The sequence below is a fragment of the Roseinatronobacter sp. S2 genome, assembly GCF_029581395.1.
GTDB lineage: Bacteria > Pseudomonadota > Alphaproteobacteria > Rhodobacterales > Rhodobacteraceae > Roseinatronobacter.
This window is the reverse complement of sequence record NZ_CP121113.1, coordinates 3,047,904-3,064,642: the sequence shown is the minus strand read 5'-3', so window position 1 is coordinate 3,064,642 and position 16,739 is coordinate 3,047,904. Positions and strand designations below refer to the sequence as shown.

Sequence of the window (16,739 nt, the reverse complement as noted above, 5' to 3'; positions counted from 1 at the left end):
CATGATAGACCCCAGCGCAGATATTCATCCCATGGCGGTTGTGGACGATGGTGCCACCATAGGGCCTGATTGCAAAATCGGCCCCTTCGCCATTATCGGCCCAGAGGTGACATTGGGGCGGGGCGTGACGGTCAAACCGCATGCACTGGTCACCGGCTGGACCGATATCGGCGATGGCTGCACAATCTTTTCCTTCGCATCTGTGGGTGAAATTCCGCAGGACCTGAAATACGCGGGCGAGCGCACGCGGCTGATTGTGGGCAAGAAATGTCGTATCCGTGAAAATGCCACACTGCATATCGGCACCGATGGTGGCGGGGGCGTGACGCGTATCGGGGATAACTGCCTTATCATGGCGGGCGCGCATGTGGGCCATGATGCGCAAATCGGTGACAATGTGATCCTTGCCAATTATGTGGGCGTTGCAGGCCATGCGATCATCGAAACCAATGTCATCATTGGTGCGCTGGCTGGCGTGCACCAGTTTGTGCGTGTTGGCGAAGGTGCGATGATCGGCGGCCTGACGCGCGTGACCCATGATGTCATGCCGTTCGGGCTGGTTTCCGGCCCTGATGGCACGCTGGAAGGGTTGAACCTGATTGGCCTGAAGCGGCGCGGCATGGCCCGCGAGGATATTTCGGCACTGCGCGCGGCCTATAAGCGGCTGGCCACTGGTGATGGTTCATTGGCGGATATGGCGCAGGCCCTGCTGCAAGACAGCGATTCAGATGCCGTGCAACAGATCGCCAGTTTCTTCACCGATAACAGCCACCGCAGCTTTTTGCGTCCGAAATGACCCGCACTGCGCTGATAACCGGCAAGGGCCGTTTGCCGCATTTGCTGGCCGAACGCCTGCGCTCCGCAGGTGAAACCCCGCTATTGGCCGAGATGGAGGGCTTTGAAAGCCTTACGCCCGCGCATGGAGCGGTGGAACGTTTCCGGCTGGAACAACTGGTGCCTTTTCTGGACCGCCTGCAAGATCAGGGCGTGACCCGTGCGGTATTTGCAGGCGCTGTGCATCGCCCGCGACTGGACCCATCGCTGATTGATCCTGCCACCGTGCAGCTTTTGCCGCGGATCATGGCGGCAATGCAACAGGGCGATGATGGCACGCTGCGCGAAGTGATCACCCTGATGGGCGAATGGGGCATTGATGTTGTTGGTGCGCAGGATATCTGCCCCGAATTGCTGGCGGATGCGGGTGTTCTGACTGACGCGCAGCCATCGTCGCAGGACAAAAAGGATGCGATGCGCGGTTTTCGCGTGTTGCAGGTGATGGGCGCCGCTGATGTGGGGCAGGGCTGCGTGACCGCGCGCGGCCAGTGCCTGGCGGTCGAGGCCTTGCCGGGCACCGATGTCATGCTGGCGCATCTGGCTGAATTGCGCGCGCGCGGTGTTGAATTGCCTGCGGGTGGGGTGTTCTGCAAGGCCCCGAAACCTGATCAGGACCGCCGGATCGATCTGCCCGCATTGGGACCGGACACGGTGTCCGCCATACACAAGGCCGGGCTGCGCGGTATTGCCTTTGATGCGGGGGGCGTGTTGCTGATTGACCGTGACCAGATGCTGACGCAGGCCAATATGCTTGGGGTTTTCCTGTGGGCCATGGACGCGCCTTGAAGGTCTTTATCATCGCGGGCGAGCCGTCAGGCGACAAACTGGGCGGCGCGCTGATGGCAGGGCTACGCGAACTGGCCCCGCATGTGGAATTCACGGGTGTCGGTGGCGATGCCATGGCCGAACAGGGATTGGTGTCCTTGTTCCCGATGTCGGATCTATCCGTGATGGGGCTGGCAGAGGTGCTGCCGCGTATCCGCATGTTGCGCGCGCGCATCCGTGAAACCGCTGCTGCAATTGCCCGCGCTGCGCCCGATGTGGTTATCACAATCGACAGCCCCGATTTTTGCCTGCGCGTGCTGAAGCTGGCCCGCGCGGCACGACCCGCGCTTCGTGTTGTGCATTATGTGGCACCGTCTGTCTGGGCGTGGCGACCAAAGCGCGCGGCGCGAATGGCCCCGTTGGTGGATCATGTGCTTGCACTGTTGCCGTTTGAACCGCCCTTTATGCAAGCGGCGGGCATGAGTTGCGATTTTGTGGGTCATCCCGTCGTGTCCGAACCGCGCGCGCAGGCGTCTGACATCGAACAGCTGCGCGCGGGGGCGCATGATGGCCCGTTGGTGCTGGCCTTGCCGGGATCACGCAGGGGGGAAATCGCGCGCCTTGCGCCGCGTTTCGGTCTGGCGCTGGCACAGGCCCTGCCGCAAAATGCCCGCATTCTGGTGCCCACGGTGCGCGCGCAGGCAGATTTCATGCGCGCGCAAGTGGCGCAATGGCCGGTGCGTGCCGAAGTGCTGGTCGACAGCGCCGCCAAGCGCGCAGCGTTTGGCGCGGCAGATCTGGCGTTGGCGGCATCAGGCACCGTGTCGCTGGAACTGGCCGCGAATGGCACGCCCATGGTCATTGCCTATGATGTCGCCCCGCTGACCCGTTTTCTGGCGCAACGCCTGATCAAGCTGGACACGGTCACCCTGGTCAATCTGGTGTCGGAAACACGCGCAATCCCGGAATTTCTGGGGCGCGACTGCCAGCCTGACCGGATTGCGGCCGCGTTGAAAACGCTGCTGAATGATGCAGGTGCCCGAAGCGCGCAGTTTGACGCCATGGGCCTGACAATGGCGCGGCTGGGGCAGGGGGGCACCCCGCCGGGGTTGCGCGCGGCGCAATCCGTGCTGGATTTCATGGCTTTGCGAGCGGGTGATGGTCCAGCACCAGCGTCTTAAGCCGTTCTTCCAGAACATGGGTGTAGATTTCTGTTGTGGACACGTCGGCATGTCCCAGAAGTGTCTGGATCGCGCGCAAATCCGCCCCGCCCGCCAGCAGATGCGTGGCAAAGGCATGGCGCAGCACATGCGGGCTGATGCGTGCAGGGTCAAGACCGGCCTTCAGCGCGATTTCCTTAAGCACAAGGAAAAAACCGACGCGGCTGAAATGCCCGTCACGCCCGCTGGACGGGAACAAAAAGCGTGGCTCCGGCAGGCGTTTTGCACGCAATTCCGCTGCCTGCCGGTCCCAATGTTGCAGCCAGTCTGTCAGGGCAGTGCGCGCGGGTTTTGACAGCGGCACCATGCGTTCACGCCCGCCCTTGCCGCGCACAAGGATCATGCGCGGATCACCGCGCACCGCCGCAACCGGCAGGCCGACAAGTTCCGTGACGCGCAGGCCGGTGGCATACAGCAATTCCATCAGGCAGGTGTTGCGCAGCCTGTCGGCATCGGTCCGGCCGGTTGCGCGTGCCGCGTCCAGCAAGGCTGATATGTCGTCATGCGACAGGGTATCTGGCAGTTTCCTTGACTTGCCGGGGCCGCTGATGCGGCTGGCAGGGTCATCGCTGCGCCAGCCTTCGGCATAGGCAAAGCGATACATCGCACGGATGGAGGACAAGCGCCGCGCGCGCGTGGTGCGCGCCAGCCCTTGCGCGTCGCAATACACCAGATAAGCTTCGATATCCGCACGCGTCAGGCTTTCAAAACCCAGCGATTTTGATTGTGCCCAATCGGCAAGATCACGCAAATCACGGCCGTAAGCCAGCTGGGTATTGCGGGCCGCGCCTGCCTCGGCGGCGGTGGCATCAAGGAAAGTGGAAATCCATCGGTAATCCTGATGCAGCGTCATGTCCTATCCACGTCGTTCAAGCAGCAGCAATTCGACGGCAATCTGGCGCGCTGCGCTGTCCAGTCCCAACGACAACAAGGCCTGTAGCCCCAGCCGTGCTGCACGCGGATCGCCTATGGCGGCATGCGCAATATTGTTCAACCCGTCCAGCAGCACAATGCCGCCCGACGTGGCAGGGCGCTGGGGGGCATTGTCCGGTGTGTAGTCACCCGGGGAAAACGCCTGTGCAATGGCTGCGGCCATGGACGAGTTATCGACAGCAGGCAGGTCGGTTTCGTGCAACGCCAAAGCGGTTGCCAGCCGTGCCGTGCTTGTGTTGGGGGCAAGTTGCGCAGCCAGATCCAGCCGGGTTTGCGCCAGAAGCAGTATATGCCAGACGATGCCGCGCGCGGTGGTGTCCAGCGACGTGGGATCTACCCTGCCTTCGGTCAGGGCTTCGGCAAACATCTGTGCAAAGGCCACTTCCAGTTCCACACTGACGAACTGGGGCCACGCGGTTGTCAGCGCCTGTGACAGGGCCGTGCTGTCACCGGTTGCAAGGGCCTGATCCAGCGATTGCACGGCGCGCACGCGTTCCCACACCCCGCCTGATGCGGCGGGGCGGCGCTGCGCATAAAGGCCCAGCAGGCGGTTGGGCTGCATGACACCCGCGCGCGTCAGGCGTTCTGCGGCATCAAGCTGCGCGCGCCAGCCGCTTGTGCCACGCAGATCGGCATAGGCATAGGCCACAGTCAGGCTGGCGGTGGGCACCGGATCGCCCAGTGCTTCAAGGATGCGCCAGCCCAATGGCGACAATTCGGCAGGCGGGGGCGGGGTGAATGTGGCGTCTTCTTCTTCCAGAAACCGCAGCAGAAGTGCCGCTTCACTTTGCTCCAGCAGCCCCAAAGATTTGGTGACGTTCAATGTCATATAGGCTGCTTGCCAGTCGCCACGGCGCGCCAGACAGAAAATCTGTGCGCCATGGCCGAAATCGGTGGTGATCTGGCCGCTCATATCGGCGCAGGCGCGGTCTTCTTCGCCCAATAGCAGCGCAATGTCGAATGCGCGGGCATTCAGCGCTGCGGTGCGCACGGGGGCTGCATCAATCAGTTGGGTGGCTTGTTCCAGCGCGCCCATGGCCATCAGCTTGTCCACGCGGGCGTTCAGCACCGTGCCTTGGGTTTCCGGTTGCAATTGCGCGGGCGGCGCGAATTCTGCAAGCAACACTCTGTATTCCAGTTGCAGTGCGCTTGGCACCGTATCCACCGGCAGGGCCGAAATACCGGCCAGCACCTCGGATATGGGGGCTTGTCCCCACAGGTCGCGCGGCAGGCCCGCGCGTTCGGGGACAAACAGCCCCACCTGATCCAGCGCAGGCGGCGACAGCGGGGTAACCGCAATGTCATCCGCATCGCCCCGCGGGGCAATCGGGGGCAATGCCCCGTTGGTGTGGTCATGTTCAGTCATGTCGGGGGGGATGGGGTGGGACATGGCGTCTTCCAGCCACTCTATCGCATTCAACGGACGCCCCGCCTGTAGCGATTGCGCGCCAAGCGGCATCGACAGGGTCATTGCAAAGGCAAGGACCAGTCCGGCCAGCCCCGTGTGACGGGCCAAGGATATATGCGTAAAGCGATGATTCAATTCACGTCCAGTGTGACCGGTGTTTCGAAACTGCGCTGTTCGGCGGACATGTCCCCGAAATATGCATAGGCCACGACGGCCAGACTGGCCAACACCGCCAGAACCAGAATAAGCCGTACCAGATGTCGCATTCTGCCTGCCTTTCATTAAGCTGCCCCTCTTTTCACGAAGAACGCTGCGGGGGGTTTCCCTTTTGACAGTGCCGCAATATCACGACAAGGACAATGCAGGCCACGAAAACTTGTTGAGGGGCGGGCGAAGGGGCGGAGCTTGGGCATGAAATTGCATAAAACCGTGGTGCTTGTGGGAATGATGGGGGCAGGCAAGACAGCAGTTGGCCGGGAATTGGCACAGTGCTTGAATGTGTCCTTCCGCGATTCGGATGAGGAAATCGTTGAAGCCGCGCAAATGAGCATCGCCGAGATATTCGAGCGCGACGGTGAATCGTTTTTTCGCGCCCGAGAGGCCGAGGTTATTGCACGCCTGATGCGCGGTCACCCCGGCATCCTGTCCGTGGGCGGCGGCGCGTTTCTGAATGCCGGAACGCGTGCCTTGATATCCGACCTTGGCGTGTCTGTCTGGATCAAGGCGGATCTTGAATTGTTGTGGGCGCGCGTGCGTCAGAAATCGACACGCCCGCTGTTGCGCACCGCCAACCCGCGCGAAACCCTGGCCGGACTTCTGACAGCGCGGGAGCCTTACTATTCCAAGGCGGATCTGGCAGTGCACACAAAGCCGGGCTATGCCATAGCCGACACGGCGCGCGCTGTGTTGAAAGAATTGTCTACGCGCCCTGATGTGCTGGAAGGATATGCCGGATGACTATCGACCGTGTTCATGTGCCGCTGGGCACGCGCGCCTATGATGTGGTGATTGGCCAGGGCCTGCTTGCGCAGGCAGGCCCGTTGCTTGCGCCGCTTCTGCACCGCAAGCGCGTTCCCGTTCTGACAGAAACCCGCGTTGCCGCGTCCCATCTGGACGGGTTGCAAGCGGGGCTGGCCCGTGCAGGCATCGACAGCACAGCCCTTGCCCTGACGCCGGGTGAAGGAACCAAGGGTTGGGATGGTTTGCAGCAGGCCGTGGAATGGCTGCTGGATGAAAAGGTGGAACGCCGCGATGTGGTTGTGGCGCTTGGGGGCGGTGTTATCGGCGATCTGGGGGGCTTTGCCTCGGCTGTGCTGCGCCGGGGGGTGCGGTTCGTGCAGATACCCACATCGCTGCTGGCGCAGGTGGACAGTTCCGTGGGCGGCAAGACCGGCATCAACACGCGCCACGGCAAGAATCTGGTCGGTGCGTTTCACCAGCCAACACTGGTTCTGGCGGATATTGACCTGCTGGACACCCTGCCGCGGCGCGATTTTCTGGCCGGATATGGCGAAGTTGTGAAATACGGCCTGCTGGGGGATGGCGCGTTTTTCGACTGGCTGGAACGCAATGCCCCCGCCATGGCGGACGGGGATAAGGCGCTGCGCCAGTATGCGGTGCATCGGTCTGTGCAGATGAAAGCCGATATCGTGGCGCGCGATGAAACCGAACAAGGCGACCGTGCGCTTTTGAACCTTGGGCATACATTTTGCCATGCGCTGGAAGCGGCCACAGGCTATGGCGAGCGGTTGTTGCATGGCGAGGGCGTTGCAATCGGCTGTGCGCTGGCGTTCGATCTGTCGGCACGCATGGGGCTTTGCGCGCAGGAAACCCCCGGCCGCGTGCGCGCGCATCTGCGTCAGATGGGTATGGCCACTGATCTGGCCGATATTGCGGGCGATCTGCCATCTGCGGACGCGCTGATCGGGCTGATGGGGCAGGACAAAAAAGTGCAGGACGGGCGTTTGCGTTTCATTCTGGCACGCGACATTGGTGCGGCCTTCGTCTGTGATGAAGTGCCGGCGGATATGCTGCATGCCGTGCTGGCGGATGCGCTGGCGGCGCGCGGTTAGCTATCACGTCAGGGGGGACTGTGCGGGTGGGTGGTTTGGCCTGAAGGGGACATTCGTTCTTGGATAAAGCCCGCGCCATCGGCGGGCCGCGCCCTTGATTCCGCGCCTTGGGGTATCCCCTAAAGGCTATGAGCTACCTTTAAACGGGGTGATCCGGCCTGATCTTGCCGCAGTGCGGCGGGGTGATTGGCCTTGGCGTATTCAGTCCTGCCACGGCGCGATGGTTGCGATGTCCCCGTCGGACCAGCCAAAATGATGCGCCAGCTCATGGATGAACACATGCGCAATCAGCGCACCCAGCTCAATATCCCCGCGCGCAACCCATTCGTCCAGAATCGGGCGACGAAACAGCCAGATGGTGTCTGGCTCCATAGGTTGGTCCATCACGGATTTTTCAGTCAGGGGTGTGCCGGTATAAAGGCCGGTCAGTTCAAACGGGTCATCAAGGCTCATCTCGGCCAGAAATGTGTCCGGCGCAAAATCTGTGATTTGCAGCGCAACTGCGCCCGCCGCCTGCCGGAAATCTTCGGGCAGGGTTTCAAGTGTCTGTGCCACGATTTCCGCGAACATGGTCTGGTCCGGGGGCAGGGCTGATACCCATAGCGGTGCTGTGTTGGTCATGTTGGTTGCTTTCGTCCAATCCTGTCTCAAAGCACGGGGCTTGCACTGGCGCAAGGCTTGTGAAAAAGCATGGACCCAATCAGGAGGTCGTCCCCATGTCCAAGATTGTCACCCGCTTCGCGCCATCGCCGACAGGTTACCTGCATATCGGCAATTTGCGCACCGCATTGTTCAACTATCTGATCGCCCGTAAATCGGGGGGTGAATTCATCCTGCGGCTGGATGACACTGATCAGGAGCGATCAAAGCAGGACTATATCGACGCCATCCAGCACGATCTGGAGTGGCTGGGCATTGGCTGGGATAGGATTGAACAGCAATCAAAGCGGCTGGACCGCTACAAAGACGCAGCCGACCGGTTGCGTGCTGATGGCCGGTTTTATGAATGTTTTGAGACGCCGGGCGAGCTGGACCTGAAGCGCAAGAAGCAACTGAATATGGGCCGCCCGCCGGTCTATGACCGTGCCGCGCTGGACATGGATGATGCCACGCGCCTGCGCATGCAGGCCGAACGCGACGGGTATTGGCGTTTTCTGCTGGATCAGACGCGGATCGAATGGGATGATGGCATTCTGGGGCCGCTGTCAATTGATGCAGCGTCGGTGTCCGACCCTGTGCTGATCCGCGCGGACGGGCAGGTTCTGTATACGCTGGCATCGGTCGTGGATGATATGGACATGGGGGTTACGCATATTGTGCGCGGGTCCGACCATGTGACCAACACCGCAACGCAAATCCAGATCATTCAGGCGCTGGGCGGTGCTGCCCCGTCCTTTGCCCATCATTCCCTGTTGACCGGCCCGCAGGGCGAAGCGCTGTCCAAACGCCTTGGAACGCTGTCTTTACGCGATCTGCGCGCGCAGGGCGTAACGCCGATGGCGTTGCTGTCGCTGATGGCGCGGCTTGGGTCCAGCCAGCCGGTGGATTTGCGCGCCACTATGGACGAGATCGCCGACGGGTTCGATTTGCAGCAATTCGGATCGGCCCCAACCAAATTCGACCCCGAGGATTTGTGGCCACTGACCCGCGCTGATATTCAGTCACGCCCGTATGAGGCCGTTGCCGACCATCTGGCGGCCCTTGGCGTGCCCGCAGATATCGCCCCGCAATTCTGGCAGGTGGCGCGTGAAAACATTACCCGTCTGGATGATGCAGGCCCATGGTGGTCGCTGTGCCAGCACGGCGCGGACCCTGTGATTGACGCTGAGGATGCGGAGTTCGTGGCCGAAGCGCTGGGTTTACTGCCGCCCCCGCCTTATGGGCCGACGGCATGGAAAGACTGGACCGATGCAGTCAAGGCGCAGACCGGCCGCAAGGGGCGCGGGTTGTTCATGCCCTTGCGCAAGGCCCTGACTGGGCAGGCGCATGGCCCCGACATGGCAGCGCTGATGCCACTTTTGCAACATGTCCGCGCAAAAAACTGAGTAGGGCTGCTGTCTGCCAGACAGCTTTCCCACAAATCGCTTTTTTGAAAAGACTTCGTGGCAGCTTGGCGTTAGTGTTTCGATAATGTGTTGAACCATTTGTGCCAACCGGGGGTGTCATGCGTGTGTTGAAGGCTGTTGTCGCGGTTATTTCAGGGCTGGTCGTGTTGGTCGCGGCAGCCCTGTTTCTGTTGCCTTCTGAACGCATTGCACAGATTGCCGCGCAGCAGTTCCAGACCGCGACAGGGCGCAGCCTGACGATCGATGGTGCGGTGCGGCCCAGTTTCTACCCCGTTATTGGGGCCACGGCCAATGGCATCTCCATTGGCAATGCCGACTGGGCGGATGATGTGCCGCTTTTGCGTGCTGAACAAATGGAAATTGGACTTGATCTGACGGCCCTGATGCGCAGGGATATCCAGATTGACAGGATTGTCCTGCAATCCCCTGTCATTGATCTGCGGCGCAACAGCGAGGGGCGCGGAAACTGGGAAGTTGCCATGCGGGCCAGCGCGCCCCCCCCGCAGGACGACAGAACTGGCAGCACTGACACCAGCGACAGCGTTGCAAGCCCCGATATCCGCCCGCGCGCCTTTTCCCTTGGTCTGGCCAGGATACAGGACGGGCAGGTGCGCTACAGGGATGCCGCATCTGGCACAGATATTCGGCTGGACGCGCTGGATGCCAGTTTCGGATTGCCCGCGCTGGACGGTCCGGCGGAAATAACCCTTGCGGCGCAGGTGAACAGCCAGCCTTTGGAGATAACACTTGCGACTGACAATGTCGCGCGCCTGATGAGTGGGGCCGTTGTCGGATTAAGCCTTGATCTGGGCCTTGCGGGGGCACGCGCGCAATTTTCTGGCCGCGCAGGGCTGGCCGACATGATTGCCGAGGGGCGGTTGGATGCCGACATTCCCGCGTTGCGTCCGGTCGTGCAGGCGCTTGGACAAAGCGGTGGGGATGTCCCGCCTGAATATTTGCCGCTTGGGTTTTCGGGGCAGATTACGCGCACCGCTGATGGCACGCTTTATGCCCGCAATGCGCGTCTGGGTGCAGGCAGGTTGCGGCTTGAAGGGGGCGCGGATCTGACCCTTTCGGGCGCGCGCCCGAAGCTGACGGGTGAATTGTCGGGGGATGTGCTGGATCTGCGCAGCGCCAGTGGCGCGGCAGCCCGCTCAGGGACCGGCGGCAGCGGTGCCGGTGGTGGTGGCGGCGCGCAAGGGTGGTCGCGCGACGCAATTGATGCAGCCGCACTCGGTCTGATGGATGCAGAACTGTCGCTTGCATTCAACAGTGTGCAGACCGATATGGCAACCTTGGGGCGTTCGCGGTTCGATGTCAGCATCGACAATGCGCGCGCCGTTCTGGACCTGCGCGAAACAGCAATCTTTGGCGGCAGGATTTCGGGCCAGTTGGTTGCCAACAACCGCTCTGGCCTGTCCGTGCGTGCGGATATGAATGCGCGGGACATATCATTGCTGCCCATGTTGACCGAAGTTGCGGATTACCGGCGGCTTCAGGGCCGCGCTGATATGGACGTTAACGTGCTTGGGGTCGGCAATTCGATCCATGCCATCATGAACAGTCTGCGCGGGGATGGGGCGATCCGGTTCGATCAGGGGGAAATCATCGGCTTCGATCTGGGGGGCATGCTGCGCAATCTGGATATGAGCTATATGGGCGAAGGCAACCGCACCGTCTACGACAGCATTACTGGCACATTCACAGTTTCAGACGGGGTTTTGCGCAATGATGACCTTAGGCTTGCAGCGCAACGGTTTTCTGTGACCGGACGCGGAAGTGTTTCGCTGGGCGCGCGCACGCTGGATTACCGTGTTACGCCTGCGGCCCTGCGCAGCGAAGGCGACGAACGGTTGCGCGTGCCGCTGATGATCACCGGCCCATGGGACGCGCCGCGTTTCCGGCTGGATCTGGAAGCGCTGGCGCGCGAACAGCTTCGCGTGGAACAGGAACGCGTTGAAGAACTGGCCCGCGAAGAAGCCCGTCGTCTGGAAGATCGCGCCCGCGAACAGGCCGCGCAGCGTCTGGAACGTGAACTGGGTGTGCAACGCGAAGAAGGCGAGCGGATGGAAGACACCCTGCGCCGCGGGCTTGAACAGGAGTTGGGCAACCGGCTGCGCGGGCTGCTTGGCGGAAACTGACAGGGTGCATGCGGGCGCGCTCACCCCCCGCCCAGTTCCTTCAGGCCATAAGCCACCCAAGCCCCTGCAATGGCCATCAGCGCAAACAGCGTTAAGGATACATGCGGACCGGCGAATGCGGCAATGGCCCCGAAAATGCCACTGGCAAGCAGCACAATGCCGATAACGGTGTTGGATATTGCCGTATACACTGCGCGCCTGTCCTGCCCCACCATATCCACCAGATAGGTGGACCGCCCCAGCCGCACCCCCTGATGTGCCAGCGCCAGTGTGAACAATGCCAATGGCAGCGCCCAGATGGTCTGCGCCAGCCCCGCTGCATTGAAACCCAGCGCCATGATCAATGCGCTGCCGCCTGTCACACCGGTCAGGATAAGAACCTTGCGCGCGGATATATCGGCCAGCCTGCCCCAGAAATAGCTGGAAACCAGCCCCGCCAGCGCAGATGCCGCGACCAGCGCACCAAGCCCTTCCAGTGCAGCCCCCGCAGCCCCTGATGCCATCACAACCAGATAGGGGGGCGCAAGTGCCGTCGATGTCAGCAATCCGCGCGCCAGAATAAAACGGGTCAGTTGTGGATCCTCGCGCAGATAGCGCAAATTCTCAATCGCCGCGCGCCAGCCGTTGCCGCCGCCATCGGTGGCCCCGCGTTCTTCTGCCAGCCCTGCAAAAATGCCAGCCGCCACCGTCCATGACAGCGCCGCCAGCGCCAGTGCCACCAGAACAATGCCTGCGCGCGCGTCGGAAAACACCATAAGCACGGCGGCGAAACACAATGTCACGGCCGCAGCCCCGCTGCCTGCAAGCCCCGTGACGGTTCCGCGACGTGTCTTGGCAATGGTTTTGCCCAGCACATCCTTATAGGCAACAGATGCCACCGACCGCGACAGCGCCACCAGTGCCAACCCTGCCAACAAGACCACCCCGCCCAAGGTGCCGGACAAGGTTAATGCGGCCAGCAGGATGATCGCGGCCCCGACACCTTGCCCTATGCCCGCGCCCACCCACGCCCATTTCCGCCGCGTCATGGCGCGAATGCGCGCGGCAGTGAACAGTTGCGGCAGTAACGCGCCCGCTTCGCGCACCGGCACCAGCAGCCCCACCAACCCGGCGGGGGCGCCAAGATGTGTCATCAACCATGCCAGAACCAGCTTAGGGTCGGCCAGCCCGTCTGCCGCCTTGCTTAGTCCAAGTGCCGCGGCATGGCGCAAAAAATTGGCCGGTTGTTCTTTGCACGCCGCATCAGAGATGTCCTTGCACACCCGCCCGTCATCATCCGATGTCAGGGCATCAAAAGCGTTCTGCACGGCTGGCCGCATCAAACCTCTCCGTTTTTTTGTCACATCGCGATCCGAATAAACGATGCCAGCTTGACTTTCGTTCCCTTGAAAGCGAAATCAACCCCCGACATAACCCGCAACCGGGCGTTCCGTGGGCGCCAAAACGACGAGGAGCATGGCCAATGGCCCAGATTTCCCTGACATTCCCTGATGGCAACGCGCGTGAATTCGCCGCAGGCGTCACCCCTGCCGAAGTCGCTGCATCCATTTCCACATCGCTGGCGAAAAAGGCCATTTCGGCCACGGTCGATGGTGCGCATTTCGATCTGCAATGGCCGATCATGCAAGATGCCAGCATTGCCATTCACACCATGCAAGATGATGCACAGGCGCTGGAACTTATCCGCCACGATCTGGCGCATATCATGGCGCGCGCCGTGCAGGAAATCTGGCCGGATGTGAAGGTCACCATCGGCCCCGTGCGCGACAAGGGCTGGTTTTACGATTTCGACCGCGCTGAACCGTTTGTCCCCGAAGACCTTGCGCAGATCGAGGCGAAGATGCGCGACATCATCAACGCCCGCGAACCTGTGCGCACAGAAGTGTGGGACCGCGCGCGCGCAATTCAGCACTACAAGGACGCAGGCGAGCCGTTCAAGATTGAACTGATCGACCGCATCCCCGAGGGCGAGCCGCTGCGCATGTATTGGCACGGGGCTTGGCAGGATTTGTGCCGTGGCCCGCATTTGCAACACACCGGGCAGGTGCCCGCAGATGCGTTCAAGCTGATGAATATCGCAGGCGCCTACTGGCTGGGCGACAGCACCCGCCCCATGCTGCAACGTATCTACGGTGTGGCCTTCAAGAACCGCAATGACCTGAAGGCCCATCTGACTATGCTGGAGGAAGCCGCCAAGCGCGATCACCGCAAGCTGGGCCGCGAAATGGACCTGTTCCATATGCAGGAAGAAGCGCCCGGTCAGGTGTTCTGGCACCCCAATGGCTGGTCGATCTATACCAGCTTGCAAGATTACATGCGCCGCCAGCAGCGCAAGGACGGCTATGTCGAGGTGAACACCCCGCAGGTCGTCAACCGCAAGCTGTGGGAGGATTCGGGCCATTGGGACAATTATCAGGAGAATATGTTCATCGTAGAGGTTGACGAGGATCACGCCCGCGAAAAGACCGTCAACGCGCTGAAACCGATGAACTGTCCCTGCCATGTGCAGATATATAACCACGGGCTGAAATCATATCGGGATCTGCCCTTGCGTATGGCTGAATTCGGGTCATGTGCGCGCTATGAACCCTCGGGTGCGCTGCATGGTATCATGCGGGTGCGCGGCTTCACGCAAGATGACGGGCATATCTTCTGCACCGAGGACCAGATCGAGGCGGAATCGAAGAAATTCATTGAATTCCTGTCGGGGGTCTATGCCGATCTGGGCTTCGATCAGTGGCGCATCAAATTGTCCACCCGCCCCGAAAAGCGCATCGGCAACGATGAAAGCTGGGACCGGGTCGAGGCCGCTTTGGGCAATGCCTGCCGCGCGGCGGGGCATGACTATGAACTGTTCCCGGGCGAGGGGGCGTTTTACGGCCCGAAACTGGAATTCGTGCTGACCGATGCCATCGGGCGCGACTGGCAATGCGGCACACTTCAGGTGGACCCCAACCTGCCGGAACGGCTGGGCGCGGCCTATATCGGTGCAGATGGCGGCAAACACCGCCCCGTTATGCTGCACCGCGCGGTGCTTGGCAGTTTTGAACGCTTCATCGGCATGCTGATCGAAAACTTTTCGGGCAAACTGCCCTTCTGGCTGGCCCCGCGTCAGGTTGTTGTGGCTTCCATTATTTCGGACGCGGACAGCTACTGCACCGAAGTGCTAGGGGCCTTGCAGGCGGCCGGTATCCGTGCCGAACTGGATTTGCGCAACGAAAAGATCAACTACAAGGTGCGCGAACATTCCGTGGGCAAGGTGCCCGTCATTCTGGCCATTGGCGCGCGCGAAGTGGCTGAAGGCACGGTTTCTGTGCGCAGGCTTGGTGCAAACCGCACATCGACCGAAACGCTGGGCACACTGATTGACGCGCTGCGCGTGGAAGCCACCCCTCCGGACCTGCGCTAGGCGCGCATTTTCATCTTGCCAAAAATACTCAAAACAAGGGGCCGTCATGGCCCCTTGTCTGTTTTTATCGCATAAAATTCATTTGACGCACACGCCCCGCCTGCGTATGAATTGAACAAGCGTTCAGTTGTGGGAGGGGTGGCGCATGTTCACAGCATCAATGAATTTCGACCTTGGCGATGAGGTTAACGCCCTGCGCGACATGGTCCACCGCTGGGCACAAGATCGCGTCAAGCCAATGGCGACAGAGATCGACCGCACCAACACGTTCCCCGCCGAACTATGGCGCGAAATGGGGGAATTGGGCTTGCTGGGCATCACCGTGCCCGAACACTTCGGGGGCGCGGATATGGGCTATCTGGCCCATGTTATTGCGGTGGAAGAAATCGCGCGGGCCTCGGCTTCGGTATCGCTGTCTTATGGCGCGCATTCCAACCTGTGTGTCAACCAGATCAAGCTGAACGGAACGGCCGCGCAGCGCGAACGTTACCTGCCCAAACTGGTCAGTGGCGAGCATGTCGGCGCGCTTGCCATGTCCGAAGCGGGTGCAGGGTCCGATGTGGTGGGCATGAAACTACGCGCCGAGAAAAAGAATGACCGCTATATTCTAAACGGCACCAAATACTGGATCACCAATGGCCCCGATGCGGATGTTCTGGTGGTCTATGCCAAAACCGACGCGTCGGCGGGCAGCAAGGGAATCACGGCGTTCCTGATCGAAAAATCCATGACCGGGTTTTCCACCAGCGCACATTTCGACAAGCTGGGTATGCGCGGCTCGAACACGGCTGAACTGGTGTTTGAAGATGTGGAAGTGCCGTTTGACAATGTGCTTGGGGATGAAGGGCGTGGCGTGCGCGTGCTTATGTCGGGGCTTGATTATGAACGCGTTGTTCTGTCGGGCATTGGCACGGGCATCATGGCGGCGTGTCTGGATGAAATCATGCCATACCTGCGCGACCGGCACCAGTTCGGCCAGCCCATTGGCAGCTTTCAACTGATGCAGGGCAAGATTGCCGATATGTATACCGCCATGAATTCCGCCCGCGCCTATGTCTATGAAGTGGCCAAGGCCTGTGACCGTGGCGCGGTTACGCGGGCGGATGCGGCCGCCTGCGTGCTCTATGCCTCTGAACAGGCGATGGTGCAGGCCCATCAGGCGGTGCAGGCTATGGGCGGTGCAGGGTTCATGAATGACAGCCCCGTCAGCCGTTTGTTCCGCGACGCGAAACTGATGGAAATCGGTGCGGGCACGTCGGAAATTCGCCGCATGCTTGTAGGGCGTGAATTGATGGGGGCAATGGGGTAGGAGTCGGCTGTGCTTGTCAAAAAGGAAAACCCCATGCGCCTGACCGTCCTTTTCGCCGCTCTTGGTGCTGCGCCCGCGGCTGCCACAGACCTGCGCTTTGATGCTGCCCCGACAGAGATGTGCCTAGCCGCAGTGTCAGATGACGCGCAGGCGTATGGCTGTGTTGGTCGCGCCGCGACTGCGTGCATGGAACAGCCCGGCGGGGAAACGACGGTTGGAATGGGCTTTTGTCTGGATGCGGAGCTGGACCTTTGGGATGGCAAGCTGAATGGCGCCTATCAAGCCCTGCGTGCAGATCTGACCGCGCAAGATGCGGGCCGCACGAATGCGGCAATTTCCCTGTCTGACAGTGCGCGCGACATGCAGCGTGCATGGATCGGGTTTCGGGATGCGCGTTGCAGTTTTGAAGCAGCGCAATGGCAGGGCGGCACAGGGTGCAGCCCGGCCTTTCTGGGCTGCACCATGCAGATGACTGCCGAACAGACGCTGTATCTGTGGTCCGTCCTGCACGGCGCGCGATAGCCATGGCAGGGGCCGCGACCAATCCCATAGGAAAAGGGCGCCCCGATCCGGCGCGCCCCA

The 16,739-nt window shown here is 61.3% G+C and carries 15 protein-coding genes; 10 read left to right on the top strand and 5 right to left on the bottom strand.

All coding sequences use genetic code 11. The features are described 5' to 3' along the window. Window position 1: 1 nt before the first annotated feature. Genes lpxA through lpxB form a run of 3 tightly spaced genes read left to right on the top strand, consistent with a single transcriptional unit; the run spans window position 2 to window position 2,780 of the window. Complete coding sequence (gene lpxA, locus P8S53_RS14785) at window positions 2-796, top strand: acyl-ACP--UDP-N-acetylglucosamine O-acyltransferase (protein WP_277804739.1); 795 nt, start codon at window positions 2-4, stop codon at window positions 794-796. Next, complete coding sequence (locus tag P8S53_RS14780) at window positions 793-1,620, top strand: LpxI family protein (RefSeq protein ID WP_277804738.1); 828 nt, start codon at window positions 793-795, stop codon at window positions 1,618-1,620. Before lpxA ends, P8S53_RS14780 begins: the two co-directional genes overlap by 4 nt. Next, complete coding sequence (lpxB, locus tag P8S53_RS14775) at window positions 1,617-2,780, top strand: lipid-A-disaccharide synthase (RefSeq protein ID WP_277804737.1); 1,164 nt, start codon at window positions 1,617-1,619, stop codon at window positions 2,778-2,780. The genes P8S53_RS14780 and lpxB overlap by 4 nt, the downstream gene beginning before the upstream one ends. Here the strand turns inward: lpxB and P8S53_RS14770 are convergent. Genes P8S53_RS14770 through P8S53_RS14760 form a run of 3 tightly spaced genes read right to left on the bottom strand, consistent with a single transcriptional unit; the run spans window position 2,737 to window position 5,426 of the window. After that, window positions 2,737-3,672, bottom strand: coding sequence for a tyrosine recombinase (locus P8S53_RS14770; protein ID WP_277804736.1), 936 nt, complete (start codon window positions 3,670-3,672; stop codon window positions 2,737-2,739). The genes lpxB and P8S53_RS14770 overlap by 44 nt on opposite strands. Window positions 3,673-3,675: 3 nt before the next feature. Continuing rightward, on the bottom strand, window positions 3,676-5,268 hold the full coding sequence (locus P8S53_RS14765; protein ID WP_277804735.1) for a hypothetical protein: 1,593 nt from the start codon (window positions 5,266-5,268) through the stop codon (window positions 3,676-3,678). A 23-nt stretch (window positions 5,269-5,291) separates the two neighbouring features. Further along, a complete protein-coding gene (locus tag P8S53_RS14760) occupies window positions 5,292-5,426 on the bottom strand; it encodes a hypothetical protein (protein ID WP_277804734.1) in 135 nt (44 codons plus the stop codon). Between the two features lie 139 nt (window positions 5,427-5,565). Between P8S53_RS14760 and P8S53_RS14755 the strand changes: the two genes are divergently transcribed. Both P8S53_RS14755 and aroB read left to right on the top strand, forming a co-directional pair. After that, the gene (locus tag P8S53_RS14755) at window positions 5,566-6,117 is read left to right on the top strand and encodes a shikimate kinase (protein ID WP_277804733.1); all 552 of its coding nucleotides are present in this window, start codon (window positions 5,566-5,568) and stop codon (window positions 6,115-6,117) included. Then, the gene (gene aroB / locus P8S53_RS14750) at window positions 6,114-7,232 is read left to right on the top strand and encodes a 3-dehydroquinate synthase (RefSeq protein ID WP_277804732.1); all 1,119 of its coding nucleotides are present in this window, start codon (window positions 6,114-6,116) and stop codon (window positions 7,230-7,232) included. Before P8S53_RS14755 ends, aroB begins: the two co-directional genes overlap by 4 nt. Before the next feature lie 201 nt (window positions 7,233-7,433). On the opposite strand, the gene P8S53_RS14745 is transcribed toward aroB, so the two are convergent. Further along, window positions 7,434-7,853 (bottom strand): metallopeptidase family protein, encoded by a 420-nt coding sequence (locus tag P8S53_RS14745; RefSeq protein WP_277804731.1) that lies wholly within the window; start codon window positions 7,851-7,853, stop codon window positions 7,434-7,436. Window positions 7,854-7,948: 95 nt separating this feature from the next. Here P8S53_RS14745 and gltX point away from each other — a divergent pair, with 95 nt between their 5' ends. Then, window positions 7,949-9,277, top strand: a complete 1,329-nt coding sequence (gene gltX / locus P8S53_RS14740) for a glutamate--tRNA ligase (RefSeq protein WP_277804730.1) — start codon at window positions 7,949-7,951, stop codon at window positions 9,275-9,277. A 119-nt stretch (window positions 9,278-9,396) separates the two neighbouring features. Beyond that, window positions 9,397-11,439 carry an AsmA family protein gene (locus P8S53_RS14735; protein WP_277804729.1) on the top strand — a complete coding sequence of 681 codons (2,043 nt, stop codon included), beginning with the start codon at window positions 9,397-9,399 and terminating at the stop codon, window positions 11,437-11,439. A 20-nt stretch (window positions 11,440-11,459) separates the two neighbouring features. On the opposite strand, the gene P8S53_RS14730 is transcribed toward P8S53_RS14735, so the two are convergent. Further along, on the bottom strand, window positions 11,460-12,758 hold the full coding sequence (locus P8S53_RS14730) for an MFS transporter (protein ID WP_277804728.1): 1,299 nt from the start codon (window positions 12,756-12,758) through the stop codon (window positions 11,460-11,462). A 143-nt stretch (window positions 12,759-12,901) separates the two neighbouring features. Here P8S53_RS14730 and thrS point away from each other — a divergent pair, with 143 nt between their 5' ends. From thrS to P8S53_RS14715, 3 genes are all read left to right on the top strand, one after another. Next, window positions 12,902-14,848 carry a threonine--tRNA ligase gene (gene thrS, locus P8S53_RS14725; RefSeq protein ID WP_277804727.1) on the top strand — a complete coding sequence of 649 codons (1,947 nt, stop codon included), beginning with the start codon at window positions 12,902-12,904 and terminating at the stop codon, window positions 14,846-14,848. A gap of 145 nt (window positions 14,849-14,993) precedes the next feature. Next, window positions 14,994-16,157 (top strand): isovaleryl-CoA dehydrogenase, encoded by a 1,164-nt coding sequence (locus P8S53_RS14720; RefSeq protein ID WP_277804726.1) that lies wholly within the window; start codon window positions 14,994-14,996, stop codon window positions 16,155-16,157. Between the two features lie 33 nt (window positions 16,158-16,190). Beyond that, window positions 16,191-16,679, top strand: coding sequence for a lysozyme inhibitor LprI family protein (locus P8S53_RS14715; RefSeq protein ID WP_277804725.1), 489 nt, complete (start codon window positions 16,191-16,193; stop codon window positions 16,677-16,679). Window positions 16,680-16,739: the final 60 nt, after the last annotated feature.